Genomic DNA, 21,864 nt, shown 5'->3' with positions numbered 1-21,864 from the left:
TCGCAATGTGGTACTTCGCCTGGCTGCTCGGCCTGCCGCTCGCCGCGATCTTCGCGGTCATGAACGCCATGTGGCTGGAAATGCAGCGTGACCGCGCCCTCGCAGAGGAGCGCGACGACCGCTGGCCGCGCTGACCGAACACCGCTGCCGCTAGGACGGGAGGCCGACCGGTCGCCTCCCGTTCTTTCCCGTTTCAGGGCCCGTTTCAGGTCCCGTTTCAGGGCCCGTTTCCGGCCCCCGTCTGCGGCCTTCCGCTTCGGCGGATACTACCGAAAGAACCGATACATGACCACCATCGAGGCACACGCGGCCGAACCCCGGTCGCGGCTGGAGCACTTTCCGATCAGCTTCTTCGGCGTCAGCATGGGCGTCTTCGGCCTCGCCCTGGCGCTGCACGCGGGCGGCTTCGAGCGCGCCTCGCAAGCGACCGGCTGGACCGGCATCGCCGTGCTTGCCGTCCTGTTCCTGGTGCTCGGGCTCAAGGTGCTGCGGCATCCGGCGGCGATCCGGGCCGAATGGTCGCATCCCGTCCGCCTCGCCTTCTTCCCGGCGACCAGCATCTCGCTGCTGCTGCTGGCCACCTTCCTGCGCGAGGCGGCGCCGGCGGCGGCGAACCTGATCTGGATCGCCGGGGCGGCGGTGCAGGGCGTCTTGACGCTGGTCGTCATCTCGGTCTGGATCGGCCACCGCACCTTCGGGCCGGGACACCTGTCGCCGGCCTGGTTCATCCCGGCCGTCGGCAATGTCGTCGCCCCGCTGGCCGGCGTGCCCCTCGGCCATGCCGAACTGAGCTGGTACTTCTTCTCCGTCGGCATCCTGTTCTGGATCGTGCTGCTGACGCTCGTCGTCAACCGGCTGGTCTTCCACGATCCCCTGCCCGAGCGGCTGCGCCCGACCCTGGTCATCCTGATCGCGCCGCCGGCCGTCGCCTTCCTCGCCTGGATCCAGTTCAACGGCGGCACCATCGACGCCGCCGCGCGCATCCTCATCAATGCCGGCTTCTTCTTCACCGCGCTGGTCGCCATCCAGGTTCCAGCCTTGCTGCGGCTGCCCTTCGTCCTGTCCTTCTGGGCGCTGTCCTTCCCGCTGGCCGCGATCACCACCGCCAGCTTCCGCTTCGCCGCGCTGACGGGATCGGATCTGCATCGGGACATCGGCCTGGTCCTGCTCGCCCTGCTGGTCCTCACCATTCTCGCCCTCGCGGTTCGCACCGCGCGGGCGGCCATCGCCCACCAGATCTGTCAACCCGAGTGAACGAGGAAAGACCCCATGAAAGCAAAGATCATCGCCGCCGCCCTGCTGGCCGCCACCGCCTTCGGCACCGTGATCGGTGCCGGCCAGGTCGCCGCCGAGGACCGGCAGAAGCTGGTGACCATCGTCACCGCGGCCGAACCGCAGACCCAGTTGATGGCTATGGTGCTGACCATGCAAGCCGCGCAGCAGGGCGCCTCCGTCCACATCATGCTGTGCGGCCCGGCCGCTGACATCGCCTTGAAGGAAGCGCCGGACAGCGCCACCGCCGGCCAGCCGCCGCGCGGCATGAGCCCGCAAGGGCTGATGCAGACGATCCGCGAGAAGGCCGGCGCGACCGTCGAGGTCTGCGCGATCTACCTGCCCGGCAAGGGGCTGGAGCCGTCGGCGCTGCTCGACGGCGTCGGCGTCGCCAAGCCGGAGGAGATGGCGGCGCGGATCCTGGATCCGGCCACCCGCATCCTCGATTTCTGACCGCAGGGGTCGAAGACGGCGGGAGGGGGTCACGCGCCCGGCCCCCGCTGCCGTCCTCGGTGCGCCGCCGCGCCGGCTATCCCGGCGCGGCGGTCTCCACCGCTTCGCGCCCACCCTCCCGGCCCGCGCCGGTCGCCTCGCCGACACGCGCGCGCGCCTGGCGCAGGCACGCACCGATCCGGCTGTAGAGCGCGCCCTTGGACGAGCTCTTGCGCCAGACCAGGGCGACGCGGCGCGGACAGGCATCGGGCAGGGCGGCCAGCGCGACATCGTGCCCCTTGAGCGCCCCCGCATCGACCGCAAGGTCCGGCAGCAGGGTCAGGCCAAGTCCTTCCTCGACCATCGCCACCAGCGTCGGCAGGCTGGTGGCCGCAAGGCTCTCGTCCTCGCCGAGCTGCGCCTGCGGGAAGCTCGACAGGGCGTGACGCTGCAGGCAGTGCCCCCGTTCCAGCAGCAGCAGCCGGCGCCCGTGCAGATCCCCGGCCGTGGCGCTGCGCAGATTGGCCAGCGGGTGCTGGCGGGGACAGACCAGCCGATAACCGTCCTCGAACAGGACCTCGGCATGGACCTGCGGCGGCAGATCGTGCGGCAGCGCGAGCACCGCCAGGTCGAGCCGCCCCTCGACAAGCCCGGCGAGCAGGTCCGCCGTCAGTTCCTCGCGCAGGAACACCTTCATCTTCGGAAAGGCCTGGCGAATGAGCGGCAGCGCCCGCGGGGTGAGGAACGGGCCGACGGTCGGGATCGTCCCGAGCCTGAGAAGCCCGGCGCCGTCGCCGGCCTGCGACCGGGCCAGCTCCTCGATATCATGCAACCGCGTCAGCACATCGCGGGCGCGGGCCGCGACCTCCACACCGAGCGGCGTCATCAACACCGAATGCGGCGTGCGCTCGGCCAGTTGCACGCCCAAGCCCTGCTCGAGCTCCTTCAGCCCGCTCGACAGCGTCGACTGGGTGACGTGGCAAGCCTCGGCGGCGCGCGAGAAATTCAGCGTGTCGGCAAGGGCGACGAGATAGTGGAGTTGTCGGGTCTTCAGCATTGATCATCGCCTTTTTCGATAGCGATCGATTTTTAAATCAATTTCCCTCATAGCACCAGCGCCGATAGGGTTTCCGCATCACTCGAACGCGGAGACACGCAGATGACCCTTTCCTCCCAAACCGAACAGACCGCCACCGCCCTGCCCCGCCTGAACGAACCGGCGCCGGACTTCAGCGCGCTGACCACCCACGGCCCGCTGTCGCTGGCGGATTATCGCGGCAAGTGGCTGATCCTGTTCTCGCATCCGGCCGACTTCACGCCCGTGTGCACCACCGAGTTCATGGCCTTTGCCCGCCGCGCCGGCGACTTCGCCGCGCTCAACACCGAACTGCTCGGCCTCTCCATCGACAGCCACTACGCGCATATCGCCTGGGTGCGCTCGATCAAGGAGACCTTCGGCCAGGACATCCCGTTCCCGATCATCGCCGATCTCGACATGAAGGTGGCCCAGGCCTATGGCATGATCCAGCCCGGCGCCTCCGACACCCAGGCGGTCCGCGCCACCTTCGTGATCGATCCGGACGGCGTCCTGCGCGCCATGATCTACTACCCGATGACCAACGGCCGCTCGGTCGACGAGATCCACCGGCTGGTCGAGGCGCTGCAGACCTCGATCGCACATCAGGTGGCGACCCCCGAGAACTGGAAGCCCGGCGACGCGGTGATCGTTCCGACGCCGCAGACGGTCCAGGCCGCCGAAGCCCGGATGAGCGAGGGCTACGAGACGAAGGACTGGTATTTCTCGACGCGCAGCCTGTAAACAGTGCCTACGGCATCGGCCCGGGAACCGGACGCGGTTTTCGGGCCGATGCGGACAGTCAAATGCGCGCACTGACGGGAGTGACGAGATGAGCGAAACGGCGGGAGCCTGGATCGAGCAGTTCGAGGCCCTGAGCGGACTGCCGCAGCCCTTGCGCGACGACCTGGTGAACGGCAGCCAGGTGGTCGAGATTCCCGCCGGGACGCAGGTCTTCGGCCCCGGCCAGACAGCGGACAGTCTGCTGCTGCTGCTGGAGGGAACGGTGCGCGTGCAGCAGCGGTCGGAAACCGGTCGCGAAGTGTTCCTCTACCGGGTGCACGCCGGCGAAAGCTGCGTGCTGACCACCGCCTGCATGCTCGCCTTCGAGGACTATTCCGCCGACGGCGTCGCCGAAACCGACCTGCGCGCCGTTGCCATCCCGCGGGCGACCTTCGACGATCTCGTCGGCCGCTCGCCGCTGTTCCGGGATTTCGTGTTCAAGGCCTATTCGCGCCGCATCATCGACCTGTTCACCCTGATCGACCACATCGTGTTCCAGCGCATGGACGTGCGGCTCGCCGCCCGGCTGCTGGAACTGGCCGATACCGACGGCGTGGTCCGCGCCACCCATCAGGTGCTCGGCACCGAACTGGGCACGGCCAGGGAAGTCGTCTCGCGGACCTTGTCGGAGTTCCAGCGCCGCGGCTGGATCGCCCAGTCGCGCGGCGAGGTGCGCCTGCTCGCCAATGACGGGCTGGCGGTGCTGGCCCGCGCCGGCGGCGACCGCTGACCGCTATCCGTGTTTCAGCGCCAGCCGCGCCAGCCGGTCCAGCGACTGCAGGAAGCGCGACCGGTCGGCTTTCGAAAACGCCCGGCCGCCACCCTGGTGAAACGGGTCCGCCGCGCGGATGTCTTGCATCAGATCGCGGGTCGCCAGCCGGCCGCCGATATTCGCGGCGTCGAGGATCTGCCCGTCATGCTGCACCACATGCGCGCCCGCCTTCAGGCAGCGGTCGGCAAGCGGCAGGTCCGAGGTGACCACGATGTCGCCGGGACCGCACTCTTCGGCGATCCACTTATCGGCCATGTCCGGCCCCTCGGCGACGATCCTCAGCGAGACGAGCGGGTTGCCGGGCGGGCGGATACCGCCGTTGCAGACCAGCACCACCGCGATGCCGAGCCGGGTCGCAACCCGCTCCACCTCCGACTTCACCGGACAGGCATCGGCATCGACATAGAAGGTGGTCACGTCCTGCAATCTCCATGGTGGCAACGCGGCGCGCAACGCCGGGGCCTCCCTCGTCGCTCCAGCACGCCCCCTCGCGCGGCGTCTTATAGACGGCTCCTGCCCCGGGCGAAATCCGCAAGGCCCGCCTTTCCAGCGCCTGACGCTACAGCATCTGCCTCTGCGCTAGATGGTGGAACGTTCCGCCGCGAGCCAGCAGCGTATCGAAGCGCCCTTCCTCGACGATCCGTCCCTTGTCCATGACGATGATCCGGTCGGCATGGCGGATCGTCGAAAGCCGGTGGGCGATGACGATACGGGTCGCCTCGACCCTGTCGATGGCATCGGACACGATGGCCTGGGTGGCATTGTCCAGCGCGCTGGTGGCCTCGTCGAACAGCACGATGCGCGGCCGGCGGACCAGGGCGCGGGCAATCAGGATCAACTGCCGCTGCCCGCCCGAGAAGGTGCTGCCGCCTTCGGTCACCACGGTTTCCAGCCCCATCGGCAACCGCTCGACAAGCGGCGCCAGCCCGACGGCGCGGGCGGCGGCCATCACCTCGTCACGACTGGCCATGCTGGAGGCGGCGATGTTCTCGTAGAGCGAGCCGGGCGTGAGTTCGACCGCCTGCATCACCGCGCCGATCTGGCGGCGCAGCAGGCGCAGATCCATGCCCGACAGGGCCTCGCCGTCATACAGAACCTGTCCCGCGCGCGGAGTCTCGAAGCCCAGCATCAGGCGCATCAGCGTGGACTTGCCCGACCCGGACGCCCCGACAATCGCCACGAACTCGCCCGGCGCGATGTCGAGATCGATGTTGGAGAGCGTGAGGCTGCGCTTGTCGTCATAGGCGAAGTCGACGCCGTTCAGGGTGATACGACCCGAAAGCACCGGCGGCGGGGCGTTGGAATGCAGCGTCTCGGGAACCTGGGTGAAGACCGGCCGGGCGCGGGCGAGCAGCGGCGCGGCCACCAGCGCGGCGTTCATCGTCTGGCTGAGGCTGGCAAGCCCGCCCACGAACTGCCCGAAGGCGACGTTGAACGCGGCGAACGTCGCCAGCGTGATGCCGTCGCGCCCCACCAGGAGGAAGATGCCGAGCATTCCCACCGGCGACAGCAGGGTGGAGAAGACCATCTCCAGATTGGCGATGCGCCCGGCCGCCAGGCGACGGCGCACCTGTTTCTCGAACAGGCCGGCAAACCGCCCGAGCGCCCGCTCCTCCGCCCCGCTCATCCGCAGCTTGCCGATGGCGCCGAACAGTTCGACCAGGAGGCCGGAGGTGGCACCGACTTCGGCGAAGACCTTGCTTTCGCGCCGCACGCGGAGCCAGCCCAGCAGGGCAAGGAGCGCCGTCGCGCTCACCCCGTAGATCAATCCGTAAAGGGCCAGTCGGGCGTCGAAAGTCAGCATCAGGACGAGGCTGCCCAGGGCCGAGACCGCTCCCAGCAAACCGCCCAGCGCCGCCCCGCCCAGCGCCCGGCGGGCGTGATCGACGCCAAGAACCCGCTGGGCGAGATCGCCGACGGTATAATCGCGGAAGAACCGCGTCGGCAGGTCGAGCACACGGCCCCACAGGGCAGCCTGAAGCCGCAGGTCGACACGGTTGAGGATGCGCGTCAGGGTGAGCGAGCGCATGATCTGGAAACCGGCCGCACCGATCGCGCCGGCGCAGAGCAGGAAGACCATCTCGCTGACCATCCCCATGCGCCCGTCCGGCAGCGCCGTCCCGACAAGGGTTCCCATGGCGATCGGCGCGATCAGGCTCACCAGCATCATCAGAAAGACCGCCAGGGCGAGCGTCGCCCCGTCCCGCGCCACGCCGCGCAAGGTGAAGGACAGCAGCGCGGAGCGGGTGATCTGCGCCGGCAGCGGCGCATAGAGCTGGATCGCCTGCGGAGCGATGGCCCTCGCACCGGCCGCGTCGAGCGGGATCGGGGGACTGTAGGGCGACGACGCGACGCCATAGCCCGCGCTGCCGGCAACCAGCGCCACGGGGCGCCCGGCGGCATGGGCGAGGAGATCCGGGCCGGACCTGCGCCACCACTCGCCGCCCAGCGTCACCGGACGCAGCAGCAGTCCGGCGCGGCGGGCGAGGGTCTCAAGGTCGCCCGTGCGGTCGGCGGGCAGGTCCACCCCTTCGCGCTCGGCCAGGATCGATACCGCCTCGATGAGCGCCCGGCCGGACGGAGCGGACGCGGCTGCCGCCCGATCCGGACCCTCGACCTCCTGCGATCCGGATCCTTCCGGGAATTTTCCGAGAGCGAGCCCCACGGCTGTCAAATCTCCCTCACCAGACGGGCATAGGCCCCGCCCGTCGCCAGCAGGTCGGCATGGCTGCCCCGCTCCACGATCCGCCCGTGATCGAGCACCAGGATCTCGTCGCAGTCGCGGACGGTGGACAGCCGGTGCGCCACGACAATCAACGTGAGGCCGCGCGCCCTGACCGCCGCCATCACCTGTTCCTCGCTGACCGCGTCGAGCGCGGAGGTCGCCTCGTCGAGCACCAGCAGCGCCGGGTTCCGGACCAGAGCGCGGGCGATTTCGACGCGCTGACGCTGGCCGCCGGACAGATTGCGCCCGCCTTCGGTGAGCGGCATGTCGGGCGAGAAATCGCCGAGGCCGGCGTCCTGCATGGCGCGCCGGACGTCGGCGAGCGGGATCTCCTCGTCCCACAGGGTGATGTTGTCGCGCAAGGTGCCGGAAAACAGGCGGATGTCCTGATCCACCCGCGCCAGCGCATGGGAGAGATCGGCGCGCGGCCAGTCGGCAAGCGGGCGGCCGTCGAGGCGGATGCTGCCCGCCTTGGGCAGATAGAGCCCGCAGACCAGCGAGCCGATGGTGCTCTTGCCGCTGCCCGAATGGCCCACCAGCGCCACCGACCGTCCCGGCTCCAGCGACAGGGAGAAATCGGCGATGAAGGGCGGATCGAGGGGGCCATAGGCAAAGGCGACGCCGTCGATGTCAAGGCGGCCGCGCGCCCGCTCCCCGGTCGCGGCCGGCGTGGCGTAGCGCCAATCCTGCCGCGCCGCCTCGACATCCGCCAACCGCGCGAAATCGGCCCGCGCCGCCTGCAGGCTGCTGCCCGTTTCCACCAGGTGGGAGGCATGGGCGGAAAACGCCCCCATCAAGGCCTGAAACGCCACCAGCCCGCCGACGGTGAGACTGCCGGCCATCACCTCGACCGAGCCGGCCAACAGCACGCAGGCCGCGGCGATCGCCGTGGTCAGGGGCGTCAACACGGCAAAACCCTGTTCGAACAGGGCCGACCTTTGCTCCGCCTCCAATGCACGGGCATGGTGGCCCGCCCATTTGGCGAAGGCGCCGGTCTCGTTGCCGCCGGCCTTGATGGTCTCGATGGTGGCAACGCCCGTCACCGTGGCGGAAAACAGCTTGGCGGCCTCGGTCTGCAGGCGCAGGGCGAGATCGGTGCGCCGCCGCCGCACCATGTGCAGGACGCCGAGATTCACCAGGACCATCAGCAAGGCAATGGCGGTGAGCAGCGGGCTGTAGGCCAGCATCAGGGCGAACAGGAACACCGCCGCAAGCCCGTCGAGCCCGACCCCGGACAGATCGCGCGACACCAACCGCGCGGCCGTTTCCACCGAGCCGGTTCTCGACACCAGATCGCCCGTGTGGCGGCTGGCGAAGAAGGCCAGCGGCAGGCGCAGGAGATGTTCGACGAAACCGAGGGTGCGGCCGCGCAACAGCGCCATATGCACGCGCAGGCTCAAGGACTGGGTGAGCAGGCTCACCCCGGCCTGCACCAGCACGGCCACCGCCAGCCCGAGAACGATCGGCCCGGCCCAGCCGGGAGACCGCTGCACCAATACGCCGTCGATGAAGGTCTTGATCATGCCCGGCACGGCCAGTCCGGCGACCGCCAGCACCAGCGCGTAAAGAACGACCAGAACGGCCGGCTCGCCGAGCCCGCGCGCCATCTCCCTGACCCGGGGCCAGAAGGCGGGCGGACGCCCCCCGGCGGCAAAGCCTTCCCCGGTCTCGAAGACGAGCATCACGCCGCTGTAATGGCGGGAGAAGTCCTCGCGCGTCATCTCGCGCGGACCATGCGCCGGATCGTTCAGGAACACCGTCTTCCCCCGCGCCCCTTCGAGCACGAGGAAGTGATTGTAATCCCAGAAGACGATGGCCGGAAACGGGCCGGCGAGCGCGGCCTCGGCGGGCCGCCGCAGCCCCTTCGCGGCAAGACCGTAGGAGCGGGCGGCCTTTAGGATGTTGGCGGCGTTGGCGCCGTTGCGGTCCACGCCGCAGCGCGCGCGCAGGTCCTCCAGTCCGACGAAGCGCCGGAAATGCCCGAGGATCATGGCAAGCGAGGCCGCGCCGCACTCGGCCGCTTCCATCTGCAGGATGGTGGGGGTCCGCGCGCGGGCCATTGGCTACGACTCCAGCCAGCGCTTCAACAGCGGCAGCACCAGGGTAATCGGGGCCTGGTGGAAGACGTCGATTTCGACGTTGGACAGTGTCCCGCGTTCGACAGGGAACTGGGGACCGGTCCCGCCCCACCACGCGAAGCCGTTGGGCGTGTCGGCGGTGACGAGCTTCAGCCGCGCGACGATCGGCGGACCGGCCTGGGTGTAGTGGCGGGCCATCTCCGCGTTGCGGATGAGCGCATAGACCTGATCGTAGCTGACCGGACGCGGATTGATCGCCACCACCTCGGCGCGGATCGCGCCGAATTCCTCCTTCTTGATCGAGGCGGGAATGACATGGGCACGCATGCCGGGCTGAACGCGCAAGCCTTGTGCCGGGTCGAGGAAGGCGATGAGTTCCGCGCCATCCGCGTTGCCGTCGTCCAGTTCCTCGTGCAGACCGAAACGGGCACCGCCGGCAACGACGATCCCATGTTGCGCGGCGACCACGCTGTGATCGCCCGACGCCGCCAGCACCGCGAGCTTCTGGCCGACGCCGAGGATATCGCCAGGATCGGCAAAGACCTCGGCAATCGTCCCGGCATAGGGCGCGCGCACCTCCTCGTCGTGATCCAGCCTCTCCAGCAGGACGACAAGACGGGCTTCCCGCGCGGCCAGTTCGTCCTCGGCCGCACGCAGTTTCGCCGCCAGCGCGTCGAGAAAGGTTCCGTGTTCGGCGCGCAACTGGGCAAGACTGGTGCCGACCCGCGCCAGGGCCAGGGCGGCGTCATTGTAGGTGTTGCGGGTATCCTCCACGTCCAGGCGGCGGATCACCCCGCGCTCGAACAGTTTCTCCCGGTTGGTGAGCAGTTCCTGCAATTGCCGCGAGCGCTGGATCAGCACACGCCGCTCCTCCTCCAGCGCCGCCACCTGCTCCTCGAAGGCGGCGATCCGGTGGGTTCTCTCCCGCTCGCTGGCCTCGCCCAGACGCTCCAGCGCCCGCGCCGCCTGATCGCGCGCCAGCTTGCCGGAGCGGATTTCCGCCTCGATCTCGCGCACGTCCATCCGGGCGATGACCATGCCCGCCTCGACCTTCTGCCCGGGGACGACGGAGATCTGCTCCAGCCGGCCGGCGACCGGGATCGCGATGGTATAGAGCGCCTCTCCCGCCGCCAGGATCTGTCCCATCCCCTGAACCTTGACCGAGACGGTGCCGACCACCGACCAGGCAAGCGCGGCGCCGACGACCAGAAGCGCACCCAGCGCTCCGGCCCAGTAGCCGCGCGGCAGGTAATGGCTGGGCTGGCGCGTTTCGTCGAAAGGCTGAGGCAGAGCTGGCAGGCTCATGGAGCAAGTGCCCCCATCGCTTTCCCCTTTTTTCCTGCCGGCGGGCCGATCCCGACCGAATCCGCCAACACCTTCAACCCGCGGCGGGATGCGGCATTGCGCCCGATGCAGGGCTCCGCATCCCCTCGCTTGCCCCTACTTAAGCGTGGGGTAGCCGCCAAACTCCGTTTCATTCCAGATGACCTGCTGCCCTGCCCGCATGCGATCCCGGATGAGCTGACGCTCGTTACGAGACATTCCCTGCGGCCAATCGTAACCGCCACTGATGGTTTCAAGTTCTTCGTCGGAAAGAACTTCATGGTCCGGGGGGATATGGTCGTTCCGCTCACGCATCTCGGCCTCTTCTGCTCAATCCAATCCGTCAGTCCGCAGCAATCGCGGCGCCAACGCCAACGGTGACCGCTCCTGCCTTGACCGCAGGAAAGGCAGCGCCTTGCGTCATGATAATCACGGGGAGGCCCGCAACCATGGTGGTGCCGTAGCCCGTCATGAAGGCCGTTACATGCTTCATCTTGATCTTGTCGAAGAAGCCGCCATTGATCGCCTCGAGGTCCTCATCGGACAATTCCTCGGACAGTTTCGGCGGCAGAACGAGGTGAAGCTGCGCGGGCGTATCCTCCACCACCGTGATCTCGATCCCTTCGGGGATTTCGACGCCTTGCGATTTCAGTGCCCCCTTCGCATCCGCCAGCAGCGCGGCGCGGAAAGCCTCGTCGGTCGCAGCGCGGACGAGGAACTGGGCGTAAGCGTTCTGTTCGATCTGTTCGGTCATTGCTACTGCTCCCTGGTTCAATCCGCGATCACCGCGCCGGCGACGCCACCGCCGATCATGGCCGCTCCGACCAGGGGCGCGGCCGCCCCACCCGTCGCGATGATTGCCAAGGCGCCGCCTCCGATCATGACGGCGCTGGCGCCGATGCCGAAACCGGCCAGATGCTTGAGCTTCAGAAAGCCGCCATTGATCGCCGCAAGCTCGTCGTCCGACATGTCCTCGCTGACCAGCGGCGGCAGGACGAGATGGAGGCTCTCGTGGGTGTCCTCCACCGCCTTGATCTCGATCCCTTCGGGGATCTCAACCCCCAGCGACTTCAGCGTGCCGGTCGCATCCGACAGCAGCGCGGCGCGAAAGGCCTCGTCGGTCGCAGCGCGGACCAGCACCTGCGTATGGGCGTTCTGTTCGATCATCACACACCTCTCAGATTGAGCCGCCGATTCTTGCCCCGGTCGCCTCGCCGCCACGGACCAGCCCTGACGCTTGACGAGCCCCATTGCCCCCGGTTCCTACAATCACACCCGTGGCCAGAAGCCCGCCGAAGGCAGCGCCGATGCCAGCCCCGAGAGTGCGACCGAACCACCCGCCATTGACGGCGCCGAGTTCCTCATCGCTCATCTCTTCCGAGATCTTCGGCGGGACGATGAGATGAAACACCGTGCCGGTGTCCTCCACCGCCTTGATCTCGATCCCTTCGGGGATCTCAACCCCCAGCGACTTCAGCGTGCCGGTCGCATCCGACAGCAGCGCGGCGCGAAAGGCATCGTCGGTCGCGGCCCGGACCAGCACCTGCGTATAGACGTTCTGTTCGATCTGTTCGGTCATCTTCATGTTCCTTGGCTGAAGGGAAGGTCGCGATTATCGCGGCGGCGCAGCAGCCAGGGCGCGCTCGATATGCTCCATCGCATACTCGACAAGATTCGCATTGGGGTCGCGCGGACGCACCGGAGCGGCGGTTCCCGGCGCAAGTCCGCCGACAATGGAGGACAGTTCATCCTCGCCGAGTTCTTCCGCTTCGCTGGCGAACAACTCGCGATCCAAGTCTTTTGTCATTTACAACCCCCTGCTCTCCAGTTTTTTGAGACGATTTCCCGTCCTGCCTACAGAAGATGACGCAGGGGCTCTTTCCGAATTGTGAACTTCCGGCGGCAAAACAGAAACTTCGGACCATTCGTCAAGGAACTGCAACGATCCGCGCACAGATGACGCACAGGGCGCCACAATTCACGCAAATCGGCCGATCCAGGCGTGCCAGCTTTCCGCCTTGCCCTCGCGGGCAAGCGTCCGGGCGCTGGAGACCTGGCGATACTGCCCCGGCGTCATGCCGAAGGCGCGCTCGAAGGCTCTGGCGAAACTGTTGCGATGGGCAAAGCCGTGGTCCTCGGCGATCCGCTCGACCGTCCTGTCCGCCTGCGCGGGATCGGTGAGGGCGCGGCGGGCGAGCAGCAGGCGCTGATGCCCGATATAGGAGGCAACGCCGCCCAACTCCGCGAAGAGATAGGACAGCTTTCTCTCCGAGATGCCGAACAGCCGGCCGAGCGCTGCCGGGGACAGGCCAGGATCGCGAGCATGGGCGCGGATGTGACGGCAGATCGCATCGACGAGCGCGGCCTGCACGCTGCTCCGCCCCACCTCCGGCACCGCCCCCCTGATGGCCGCGACGGCCAGGTCGAGCGTCGGGCCGACGAGCAGCCCCGCCTCGGCGACCGTCATGCCGGGTGCGGCGCGCATCACCGCCGCAAGATGATCCTGGAACAGGCCGACAAGCGCGTTGTCGCGCCGGATCACGGTCATGTCGAGCCCGTCCACCGTGCCCAGGCGCGCCTCCAGCTCCGCGCGGGGCACGACAAGCGTGAGGCTGTCGATATCGGGGATGGCGGTGCGCTGAACCTCCGCCAGATCGGTGACGAACAGATCGCCAGGCCGCACCCCGGCATCGGCGTCCCGGTCGCGGCAGAAGACACTGCCCCGGTCGAAGAACCGCAGGACGAGCTGATCCAGTCCGTCGCGGGCGATGCGGAAGCGGGACCGGTCGAAGGTCTGGGCGGGCTGGATCGAGCGGCCGAGCACCAGCGGCCCGATCTGGAAAGCCTCGACCTGGACGTGGAAGCCACTCGCCACCGGCCGCAGGGAGCGCGCCTCGCCCATCGCGTTCAACTGCTCGCGCCAAAGCTCGAACGCCGCCCCGCCCGCCATGCCGCGCGTGTCGACAACGGACTGCGGAACCCGGTCCCGTGCCTCCTCCATCCCTCCCCCCGTCATGCCGAAGACGTCCCCCATCCCGCGAAAGCGACACCGGTAGATGCCCCGCGGATCGCATCCAGCGCCTGCGCAGCTTGGCCCGATCGCCGCCCGATCTCAACGATCCCCATCGCCCCACAGCGCTTTGGGGATCGTCGCGTGAACGCCGAAATTGCCGTCCGCGACCTGGGTGACGCCGAAATCCGCGCCGAGCGACAGCAGACAATGCGCCTCGTCCTCGTTCATCCCGTAATGCTCCATCAGGAACCGCCGCGCCTGCCGGAACGCATTGCGCATCGCCAGATCGATGGAGGAATGCTGGTAGATCTTCGACTGGGCATCGCGCCCCAACTCGCGCAGATAGTTGGGATAGCTGAAGCTCTGGAGCACCCAGTGGGTTTCGGTCTCGATCAACGGTCCGCTCAACGCCCGCAGAAACGGCCTCCCCTCCCCTGACGCCTTGTGCAGGGTCAGACGAATGTCGGCGGTCAGCGAACATTCGAGCCCGGTACCGTTCACTTCGCTGTCGCCTTGCGCGAAATGACCGTCGCCGATGGACAGCAGCCCGCCCGGCACGGAGACCGGCAGGAAGACCCGGCTGCCCTTGCCGAGCCTCCAATTGTCGATATTGCCGCCGAAGTAACCGGGAGGAATGCTGTCGACCAGATCCTCCTCCCGCGGCGCCAGCGCGACGGTGCCGAAATGCAGCCGCGCCGGGATCTCGATCCCCCGAAGCGCGCGCCAGTCGGGGGTGACCGTCGCCGGATCGACGAGGACGCCGGGATAGTCCATCGTCTCGTGGACGATGCCGAACGGGTCGGTCTGCGGCGTCCAGCGATAGCTGTAGAGCGGCCGCGCCACGTCGGGCTCAGTGAGGTCGATCTCGAAGATCGTGACGGTCTCGCGCCGGGCGCCGGGGACGATGGAATCCTGATACTGATACCCCCACCAGGCCGAGACATTGGAGGCGAACGCTTTCCCGGCAAACTCCGGATTGGCGCAAGGGCGCAGGCGGATGTCCAGAAACTCCACCTCGATCACGTCGCCCGGCTCGGCCCCGCGCACGAAGATCGGCCCTGTCAGGATGTGAACACCGAAGCCTTCGCCCGCGCCGCGCCCGAAGATGGAGGCATTCATCGGCCCCGCTCCGCGCCGGTCGACCGCCTTCCAGTCCCTGGTCCATTCGAACACGCTTTCGGCGCCCGCATCGCCCTGGATCATGCGCTCGGATGCGTCGCCGGCATGCTGGGTCAACGTCTCCACGGTGACGGTCGCTCCCGACCTCACCGTCAGCACCGGCGGCAGGCTCTTGCTCAGATAGCCCCAGTGCACCGTCTGCGCGTTCGCGGGAAGATGAAACCGCGCCTGCCGGAACGGCTCGGCCAGCTCCGTCGTCGGGCTTTCGCCATGGGTGCGAAACTCAGCCGCCGACCGTGGAAACGCCATCGGCGCGGCCGGGCGCTTCAGCGGCTTGCCGCGCTGGAGCGGCCGGCCGTCCGCAACTGTCCCGACCCCCCGTCTGATGTTGCTGGGCGACACTCCATAGGCGCTGCTGAAGGCGCGGCTGAAATAGGACTGATCGCGAAATCCCCACCGCATGGCAATCGCGCCCACCGCCTCATGCGCATGCGCCGGATCAGCGAGCTCGGCCTTGCATCGTTCAAGGCGAAGCCGGCGCACATAGTCCGAGAAACTCTCGCCATGCTGCTTGAACAGCCGCTGCACATAGCGTTTCGACAGGCCTTCGTCGCGCGCCACATCCTGGATCGACAGACCGGCTTCGCCCAGCCTGCGATTGACCGCGGCCGCGACGCGGCGAAAGTTCGCCATCTGCGAATCCGTCCGTTCATGGCCGTTGCCGCGCAGTTCCGCCAGCAGCGCGCCGCTCACCAGTTCGGTCACCGCGACCTCGGCGGCGGCGAAGTCGCCGGCACCGAGCGTGTCGAGGTTCATGGCCAGCGTGCGCAGCACCGGCCGGGCAGCGGACGCCGCCACGGTCCCTCCCAGCACCACCGGAAAGCCGGCACGGTTCCGGCCCACACGCGCCTCCACCGCGCTCCGGGACAGATCGAGCAGCAGGATCGAGAAGTCGCCGCGCATCTCCACCTGCACTCCCGCCTCCGGGGCAACGACGACAAGATCCGAGTCGGCGAGTTCGAAGGCCTTCGAGGGCGCGACGATGCGCCCGCGCCCGGACAGCACGAGCAGCAGCACCAGCGGACCGGGAGCCTTGCCCGGCGCGCTGAAGGCAAAGCTCTGGCCGCGGGCCTGGACCATCGTCATCCTGGCGCCGGCGGGCGCCCGGAACGAGGTCACGGTGCCGGTGTCCAGGCAGCCGGTCTCGGCAAGCGGCAGCAAGCCGACCCCGCGCAGCGTCTGACGCCAGATGTCGGACCGGCCATCGCCGGGCACCGCATCGAGATCGATCTGCTCCACCGCCATCCGGCTGGACCTTTTTCTCGCTTCCGCAGCAAACACTATCCCAGAACCGGGCGGGATACTTGTCCCAGAGCGTCCGTAGTTTTGACTTTACGGAGCGCCGCCCCCGAAGGAAGCCGGCGCAAAAACCACTCAACACATTGCGATAAAAGGATTTTTTTGCCACCAGACGGGGAATGCCGGGGCAACCGGCGCGCCGGTCGGGCGGTTGCGTGGAGCCCGTCGCCAGGCATCATGTGCAGTGCACAATCCATCCATAACCAGAGAGGAACGGCAAATCATGTGCAAAGGCGACGACGTTCACTGCCCGCATTTCGAGGCCCATTACAAGGCGTTCAGGGAAGACCTCAACCCGGAACGGCGGAGCTTCCTGAAGAGCGGCGTTCTGGCGGCGGGAGGGCTTGCGGCCTTCGGCGCGGCCGGCGGCGTGACGCTGGTGACCCCGGCCCTGGCGCAGGCGAGCGCCGCACGCCAGAAAGGCACCCCCAGCTACCATTATCTGCCGGCGACCGCCGACACGGTGCATTGGGGGTATTTTTCCAAGACCCTCAAGCCGCAGGTCGAGATCGACTCCGGCGACATCGTCACCATCGAAGCGCTGACGCATCACGCGGCCGACGACCTGGAACGCATGGTCCAGGGCGACCCCGGCGCCGAAAGCGTCTACGAGTGGACGAAGGACAAGAAGGGCGTCGACCGGCGCGGCGCGGGATCGACCGATCCGGCCGTCTACACCAAGGGCTCCGGCGACGGTCTCGGCGTGCACATCATGACCGGCCCGGTCTATGTCCGCGGTGCCGAGCCGGGCGACGTGCTGGAGGTCCGCATTCTCGACTGCGTGCCGCGTCCGTCCGCCAATCCGGCCTATGCCGGCAAGGCGTTCGGCTCCAACGCGGCGGCGTGGTGGGGCTTCCACTACAAGCACCTGCTCGGCGGCGACAAGCGCGAGGTGGTGACGATCTACGAGATCGACGCGACCGGCGGCAAAAGCTGGGCCGAGGCGGTCTACAATTACAAGTGGACCCCGCAGACCGACCCGTTCGGCGTGGTGCATCCGGTCATCGACTATCCCGGCGTGCCGGTCGACATGTCGACGGTCGATCGGAATTATGACGTGCTCAAGGGCATACGGGTGCCGATCCGGCCGCATTTCGGCACGCTGGGCCTGGCACCGGCCGAGGCGGACTTCGTCGACACCATCCCGCCGAGCCATTTCGGCGGCAACATCGACAACTGGCGCATCGGCAAGGGCGCGACGATGTATTACCCGGTGTCGGTCGAGGGAGCGTTGCTCTCCGTCGGCGATCCCCATGCCTCGCAGGGCGACAGCGAGCTGTGCGGCACCGCCATCGAGTGTTCGCTGACCGGCACCTTCCAGCTCATCCTGCACAAGAAGGCGGATCTGGCCGGCACGCCGCTGGAGGACCTCGACTACCCGATGCTGGAGACCCAGACCGAATGGGTGGTCCACGGCTTCAGCGTTGCCAACTACCTGGCCGAACTCGGCCCCGATGCCCAGAGCGAGATCTACAACAAGTCGTCGATCGACCTCGCCCTGCAGGACGCGTTCAAGAAGATGCGGCACTTCCTGATGACCACCAAGGGCCTGACGGAGGACGAGGCGATCTCGATCATGTCGATCGGCGTCGACTTCGGCGTGACCCAGGTCGTCGACGGAAACTGGGGGGTGCACGGCATCGTCAAGAAGGATCTGTTCTCGGGCCGGGCCGCGTGACGCAGGCCTGACGTCCGGCGAGCAGCCCATGTCTCGTGCCGCCCTCCGACAGGAGGGCGGCGCTTTCCGGTCATATCCGCGGACGGCAGCGGCCGCGCCCTTCGGTTCGAACTGCCGGGACCGTCCGCGCATGACGTCCGCTGCGCTGGATCCCCCGGCAGACCGCGGTGCTCAGGACAAAGACGGCCGGCAGGAACAGACAGATGCCGGCGACCGGGCGGCTCTATGGCAGGGTGAGGATCACTGCGCCGATCTGCCCGTCCGCCCCGTCGATCCGGGCCGCGACGTGGCGGGCTTCGAAGCGGCCGCGATACCCCTGGGCCTGTGCCAGGCGCCAGGTTTCGGCATCGACCATGCAGGTGCTGCCGAACGCCTTGTTGCATTTCTCGATCTTGGCCGAAAGGTTGACCGCGGGCCCGATCACCGTCAGTTCGAGCCGCTCATCCCGTCCCACAACGCCCCAGCTCACCGTTCCGGACGAGATGCCGATGCCGATCGCCAGCGGCTGCCGCAGCGCCTGCATCTCGGGCAGATCCGCCCACCCCTTCAGGTCGGCAAGCACGGCTTCCGCGCAGGCAATGGCATCGGCGGCATAGGATTCGCTATCGGTGCCCAGACCGAAGGTCACCATGATCCCGTCGCCGAGGAACTTGTCGATCATCCCGTTGCGGGCATGCACGATGGGAAGCACCCGCCCCTGATAAGCGGCAAGGACACGCATGACCGCATCGGGCTCGCACTGCTCCGCGATGCGGGAAAAGCTCCTGATATCCAGGTTCATGATCGCCGCCGCTTCCCGCTGTGCGGTACCAGGGATCGGCTGATGCTCGCCGGCGCGGATGGCGCGAGCAACGCCTGGATCGAAGAAGCGCGACAGCCCCGTCGCGGCGGCCTCTTCCGTGACGGCGGTGATCAGGAGACTTCGCGAGCCGTTCACCGCCAAGGCCAGCACCGCGGTCACGGCAAGCATCGAGATGATCTTGTCGACCTCCGCGCCGATCAGCAGCGCATTGGAGGTCAGGTACTCGACATAGGACCGCGTAAGCACGAATTCCGACGGATCGACCTGCCGCACATAGACGATCACGGCACCCCACCCCGCGGCAGCCACCAGACCCGCGAAGATCACGAACTTCGGGTTAAAGCGCAGAGTGCGCAAGGCGATGAAGATGAAGACGTAAAGCAGTGCCGGCGCCTTGAGCAGGAAACTCGCGGGCTGGGCGTACTGATGATGGAAGCTGATGATCAGTCCGTAGAGCAGCGCGAAATCGAAGATGATCGAAACATAGCTCGCCCAGTCCGGCGGTTCCCGCAGATATCCCCAGACGAGGCCGATCACGGCGAGCACGAAATAGGCTGCCAGCACGAACGGCGTCGGCGACAGGCTCCCCGCCTCGAAGGTCTTGGGCGACAGCGCATAAAGGAGACTGAAGAAGCAGATCATCAGCAACTGGATGGCGCGCAGCAGACGCTCGTTGGCCCAGTCGCGTTCGGCGATGCGTCGTCGGATCGCCTCGGGAAGCCTCGAAGCGTCGGCGCCGCCACGCAAGATGCGGCCGAACCGCCGGCTCAGGTCAGCGCGCACGAGGGACCTCCGGGCAGCGAGTGTCCGGCGACGACGTCCCCTGCGCCCCGGTTGGGGCCCCGGTTGGCGCCGCGCCTTCGCTCACAGGGTCCAACCGATCGAGCAGCAGGTCCGCACTGCCTGACATGACGACCTCCTCCAGCCTGTCGCCGCGAGCTTGGCGCCTGCCACCTTCACATGAAAGTCAAGACTGCGCGACACGCACGCTGCACAAGTGCCCAAGCGTCACGAGGTCAGTCCCGCCGTCAGGATCGCGACCGCACCTTTGCTCGTGTCGCGCAACGTTTCGGGAGCAACGCCCGCCCGGGCGCTGAGCATCAAGCCGCGCGCGAGGGCTCCAACGACCGCGGCGACCGTTGCCGGGCTTGCCGCACCGGACATCTCGCCGACCGACTGCGCATGCGCGACGCGCTCGGCGATCCGCGCTTCGACCGCGGCAAACCGCCAGCCCAGTTCCGCCCTCAGCCGCGGATCCGATCCGGCAGCATCGGAAAGAACCGACGCCACGAGACACCCCAACCGCTCGGGATCGGCCGTCGCATGCCGCACGACGGCGTCGAGGAAGGCCGCCAGATCGCTCCGGAAACCGCCGCCGCCGTCGAGAGCCTCGAGGAGGGGCTCGATCCGGGTGCGCGCGTAGTGTTCCACCGCGCTCAGGAACAGGGCCTCCTTGTTGCCGAAGGACTGGTAGAGGCTCGACCGCGAGATGCCCATGGCGCCGGTGAGGGCATCCATCGAGGTGCCCTCGTAACCCATCCGCCAGAACAGACCCATCGCGGTGTCGAGCGCCTCGGTTTCAACGAAGGTGCGGGGACGGCCGCGCACGCGGCGCTCATGAAGTTGTGAACTCATCGTTCCGAAAATAGTTTGCCGGGCCGCGCCTGGCAATATATGGATCGATCATTCCATATTTGGAGACGACCCCATGTCCCAGTCATCCGCCAGCCTCACTCTTGCACCCCTGACCGCGGAAACGGCCGAACCCGCTGCCGCAACCGCTCTGGAAACCGCCGCCAGGAGATTGGGCTTCGTTCCCAACATGTACGGCTACATGGCCTACGCGCCGGACCTGCTCGGCACCTATCTGGCGGGCTACGACGGCTTCCGCCGCACCTCCGGCTTCCAGCCGGACGAGCAGGAAACCGTCTTCCTGGCAGTGAGCGAAGCCAACGGCTGCGACTATTGCGTCGCCGCTCACTCGATGATCGCCGAGAAGATGAGCAGGGTGCCGGCGGACGCGATCGCCGCCCTTCGCAACGGCGGTCCGCTTCCCGACCCGCGCCTGCAGGCTCTCGCCACCTTCACCCGCACCATGGTCCGGACGGCCGGGCGGCCGTCGCGCGCCGATGTCGACGCCTTCCTCGCTGCCGGTTTCGAACCGCGTCAGATCTTCGCGGTGATCCTGGCCATCGGCGTCAAGACCTTCTCCAACTACACCAATCACATCGTCGCGACGAAGCTCGATCCGGCTTTCGCCGCCTACGAAGTGACCGCCTGACCACGGCCGCGCGTCATCTCGTCCAAGGACCGTGACGCATCGGCCGACGCCAGGCTTGCCCTGCCCGCAGCCAGCAAGAAACACCCGGCGACGGCCCGCAAGGCCGCCGCGGGATCGCTCTTGCACCATCGAAAGGAACAGACATGACCAGACTGAATGCATTGCTCGGCGCCTTCCTGCTTCTGTTGTTCTCCGCCGCCACGTCCTTCGCGGGGAGCGAGTTGAACGTGACGTCCACGGGCCTTGCCCTGCGCGGCGTCGATCCGGTGAGTTTCTTCTCGCCGGCCGGTCCCGTCCCGGGCGACTTCAGGGTCACGGCCGTGCATGGCGGTGCCGTCTATCGCTTCGCCAGCGAGGAGAACAAGGCGGCGTTCACAGCCGATCCCGACAAGTACCTGCCCCAGTATGGCGGCTATTGCGCCATGGGCGTGAAGATGGGCCAGAAGCTCGATGGCGATCCGGCCGTCTTCACGATCGTCAACGACAAGCTCTATCTGAATGTCGCTCCGGCGGTCGCCGACATGTGGCGCTCCGAGATGGCGGCAAATATCGAGGCCGCCGACGAGATCTGGACCAAGATCGAGAGCACGGATCCGGGCGCCCTCTAAGCCGGCCCGTGTCCCGGGAGCGGCAACCGGCCGCTCCCGAAACCGCCGCGCCGCCCCTGCGAAGACCGGCCCGAGCGCCGCGCGAAACGACCTCGCATGTTTTTGAGTGTGCGCCCTGCCCGGATCACCTTGCCGTGAAGCTGTAACGGCCACGGCACCGTCCGCGAATTGTTCAATGAAGGCGCTGGAGCGTCTTCGTCGAGAGACAGGAGAATGACATGACAGCACGACACACGAATATCGCCCTGAGCGCCGCTTTGGTCTCCGCGCTCACGCTGATGGCCGCGCCGGTGCAGGCCCAGACGACGGAAAAGTGCTTCGGCGTCTCGCTTGCCGGCCAGAACGACTGCGCCGCCGGCCCGGGCACGACCTGCGCCGGGACGTCCAAGGTCGACTATCAGGGCAATGCCTGGAAGATGGTCCCGGCCGGCACCTGCACCACGATGGAACTGCCCGCCCAGGCCGACGGGACGCCGCGCAAGGGTTCGCTGACCGAACTCAGCCGCGATCTCCCTGCCTGAGGCCAACGCACGGGGCGCGACCG

General features: G+C 67.7%; 23 protein-coding genes. 9 read left to right on the top strand and 14 right to left on the bottom strand.

The features are described from left to right. Window positions 1-5 precede the first annotated feature (5 nt). The 3 genes from cydX (at window position 6) to TSB10GB4_RS16765 (ending at window position 1,725) form a co-directional block, all read left to right on the top strand. Entirely contained in the window at window positions 6-134 is a 129-nt protein-coding gene (gene cydX / locus TSB10GB4_RS16775; protein WP_186388236.1) for a cytochrome bd-I oxidase subunit CydX, read from the top strand. 151 nt (window positions 135-285) lie between these two features. Next, on the top strand, window positions 286-1,254 hold the full coding sequence (locus TSB10GB4_RS16770; RefSeq protein WP_186396665.1) for an SLAC1 anion channel family protein: 969 nt from the start codon (window positions 286-288) through the stop codon (window positions 1,252-1,254). Between the two features lie 15 nt (window positions 1,255-1,269). After that, window positions 1,270-1,725, top strand: a complete 456-nt coding sequence (locus TSB10GB4_RS16765) for a DsrE family protein (protein ID WP_186396664.1) — start codon at window positions 1,270-1,272, stop codon at window positions 1,723-1,725. Window positions 1,726-1,801: 76 nt separating this feature from the next. Here TSB10GB4_RS16765 and TSB10GB4_RS16760 read toward each other — a convergent pair whose 3' ends face one another. Continuing rightward, a complete protein-coding gene (locus tag TSB10GB4_RS16760; RefSeq protein ID WP_186396663.1) occupies window positions 1,802-2,761 on the bottom strand; it encodes a LysR substrate-binding domain-containing protein in 960 nt (319 codons plus the stop codon). 102 nt (window positions 2,762-2,863) lie between these two features. Here TSB10GB4_RS16760 and TSB10GB4_RS16755 point away from each other — a divergent pair, with 102 nt between their 5' ends. Both TSB10GB4_RS16755 and TSB10GB4_RS16750 read left to right on the top strand, forming a co-directional pair. Beyond that, entirely contained in the window at window positions 2,864-3,523 is a 660-nt protein-coding gene (locus TSB10GB4_RS16755; protein WP_186396662.1) for a peroxiredoxin, read from the top strand. Window positions 3,524-3,611: 88 nt separating this feature from the next. Continuing rightward, entirely contained in the window at window positions 3,612-4,292 is a 681-nt protein-coding gene (locus tag TSB10GB4_RS16750; RefSeq protein ID WP_186396661.1) for a Crp/Fnr family transcriptional regulator, read from the top strand. Between the two features lie 3 nt (window positions 4,293-4,295). Here the strand turns inward: TSB10GB4_RS16750 and TSB10GB4_RS16745 are convergent, their stop codons facing one another. The 11 genes from TSB10GB4_RS16745 to TSB10GB4_RS16695 all read right to left on the bottom strand — a co-directional run bounded on the left by TSB10GB4_RS16745 (window position 4,296) and on the right by TSB10GB4_RS16695 (window position 15,897). Beyond that, complete coding sequence (locus TSB10GB4_RS16745) at window positions 4,296-4,751, bottom strand: YaiI/YqxD family protein (protein ID WP_186396660.1); 456 nt, start codon at window positions 4,749-4,751, stop codon at window positions 4,296-4,298. Window positions 4,752-4,893: 142 nt separating this feature from the next. Beyond that, window positions 4,894-6,999 (bottom strand): ATP-binding cassette domain-containing protein, encoded by a 2,106-nt coding sequence (locus tag TSB10GB4_RS16740; RefSeq protein WP_186396659.1) that lies wholly within the window; start codon window positions 6,997-6,999, stop codon window positions 4,894-4,896. Window positions 7,000-7,004: 5 nt separating this feature from the next. Beyond that, entirely contained in the window at window positions 7,005-9,119 is a 2,115-nt protein-coding gene (locus TSB10GB4_RS16735) for a cysteine peptidase family C39 domain-containing protein (RefSeq protein ID WP_186396658.1), read from the bottom strand. A gap of 3 nt (window positions 9,120-9,122) precedes the next feature. Next, window positions 9,123-10,442, bottom strand: coding sequence for a biotin/lipoyl-binding protein (locus TSB10GB4_RS16730; RefSeq protein ID WP_186396657.1), 1,320 nt, complete (start codon window positions 10,440-10,442; stop codon window positions 9,123-9,125). A gap of 135 nt (window positions 10,443-10,577) precedes the next feature. Further along, window positions 10,578-10,775: a bacteriocin gene (locus TSB10GB4_RS16725; RefSeq protein ID WP_186388245.1), complete on the bottom strand. Its 198-nt coding sequence runs from the start codon at window positions 10,773-10,775 to the stop codon at window positions 10,578-10,580. Window positions 10,776-10,803: 28 nt separating this feature from the next. Next, window positions 10,804-11,214 carry an NHLP leader peptide family RiPP precursor gene (locus TSB10GB4_RS16720; RefSeq protein WP_186396656.1) on the bottom strand — a complete coding sequence of 137 codons (411 nt, stop codon included), beginning with the start codon at window positions 11,212-11,214 and terminating at the stop codon, window positions 10,804-10,806. A 17-nt stretch (window positions 11,215-11,231) separates the two neighbouring features. Next, complete coding sequence (locus TSB10GB4_RS16715; protein ID WP_186388247.1) at window positions 11,232-11,627, bottom strand: NHLP leader peptide family RiPP precursor; 396 nt, start codon at window positions 11,625-11,627, stop codon at window positions 11,232-11,234. A gap of 10 nt (window positions 11,628-11,637) precedes the next feature. Then, window positions 11,638-12,039 carry an NHLP leader peptide family RiPP precursor gene (locus TSB10GB4_RS16710; RefSeq protein WP_186396655.1) on the bottom strand — a complete coding sequence of 134 codons (402 nt, stop codon included), beginning with the start codon at window positions 12,037-12,039 and terminating at the stop codon, window positions 11,638-11,640. Between the two features lie 33 nt (window positions 12,040-12,072). Further along, window positions 12,073-12,267: a hypothetical protein gene (locus TSB10GB4_RS16705; RefSeq protein WP_186396654.1), complete on the bottom strand. Its 195-nt coding sequence runs from the start codon at window positions 12,265-12,267 to the stop codon at window positions 12,073-12,075. A gap of 171 nt (window positions 12,268-12,438) precedes the next feature. Further along, window positions 12,439-13,476, bottom strand: coding sequence for a helix-turn-helix domain-containing protein (locus tag TSB10GB4_RS16700; RefSeq protein WP_186396653.1), 1,038 nt, complete (start codon window positions 13,474-13,476; stop codon window positions 12,439-12,441). 96 nt (window positions 13,477-13,572) lie between these two features. Continuing rightward, window positions 13,573-15,897 (bottom strand): acetamidase/formamidase family protein, encoded by a 2,325-nt coding sequence (locus TSB10GB4_RS16695; protein WP_186396652.1) that lies wholly within the window; start codon window positions 15,895-15,897, stop codon window positions 13,573-13,575. Between the two features lie 277 nt (window positions 15,898-16,174). Between TSB10GB4_RS16695 and TSB10GB4_RS16690 the strand changes: the two genes are divergently transcribed. Then, entirely contained in the window at window positions 16,175-17,629 is a 1,455-nt protein-coding gene (locus TSB10GB4_RS16690) for an acetamidase/formamidase family protein (RefSeq protein ID WP_186396651.1), read from the top strand. A 223-nt stretch (window positions 17,630-17,852) separates the two neighbouring features. Here the strand turns inward: TSB10GB4_RS16690 and TSB10GB4_RS16685 are convergent, their stop codons facing one another. Then, a complete protein-coding gene (locus TSB10GB4_RS16685; RefSeq protein WP_186396650.1) occupies window positions 17,853-19,214 on the bottom strand; it encodes an adenylate/guanylate cyclase domain-containing protein in 1,362 nt (453 codons plus the stop codon). A 225-nt stretch (window positions 19,215-19,439) separates the two neighbouring features. Then, entirely contained in the window at window positions 19,440-20,039 is a 600-nt protein-coding gene (locus TSB10GB4_RS16680; RefSeq protein WP_186396649.1) for a TetR/AcrR family transcriptional regulator, read from the bottom strand. Window positions 20,040-20,139: 100 nt separating this feature from the next. On the opposite strand from TSB10GB4_RS16680, the gene TSB10GB4_RS16675 reads away from it, so the two are divergent. The 3 genes from TSB10GB4_RS16675 (at window position 20,140) to TSB10GB4_RS16665 (ending at window position 21,841) form a co-directional block, all read left to right on the top strand. Then, window positions 20,140-20,712, top strand: coding sequence for a carboxymuconolactone decarboxylase family protein (locus TSB10GB4_RS16675; RefSeq protein ID WP_186396648.1), 573 nt, complete (start codon window positions 20,140-20,142; stop codon window positions 20,710-20,712). Window positions 20,713-20,855: 143 nt separating this feature from the next. Beyond that, a complete protein-coding gene (locus TSB10GB4_RS16670; protein WP_186388256.1) occupies window positions 20,856-21,320 on the top strand; it encodes a YHS domain-containing (seleno)protein in 465 nt (154 codons plus the stop codon). Between the two features lie 218 nt (window positions 21,321-21,538). Beyond that, entirely contained in the window at window positions 21,539-21,841 is a 303-nt protein-coding gene (locus TSB10GB4_RS16665; protein ID WP_186388257.1) for a DUF2282 domain-containing protein, read from the top strand. Window positions 21,842-21,864: the final 23 nt, after the last annotated feature.

Origin of the sequence: Stappia sp. TSB10GB4 (assembly GCF_900185745.1) — a bacterium.
Taxonomy (GTDB): Bacteria; Pseudomonadota; Alphaproteobacteria; order Rhizobiales; family Stappiaceae; genus Stappia.
Note: the sequence above shows the minus strand (reverse complement) of the source record. Positions and strands in the feature narration are given on the sequence as shown.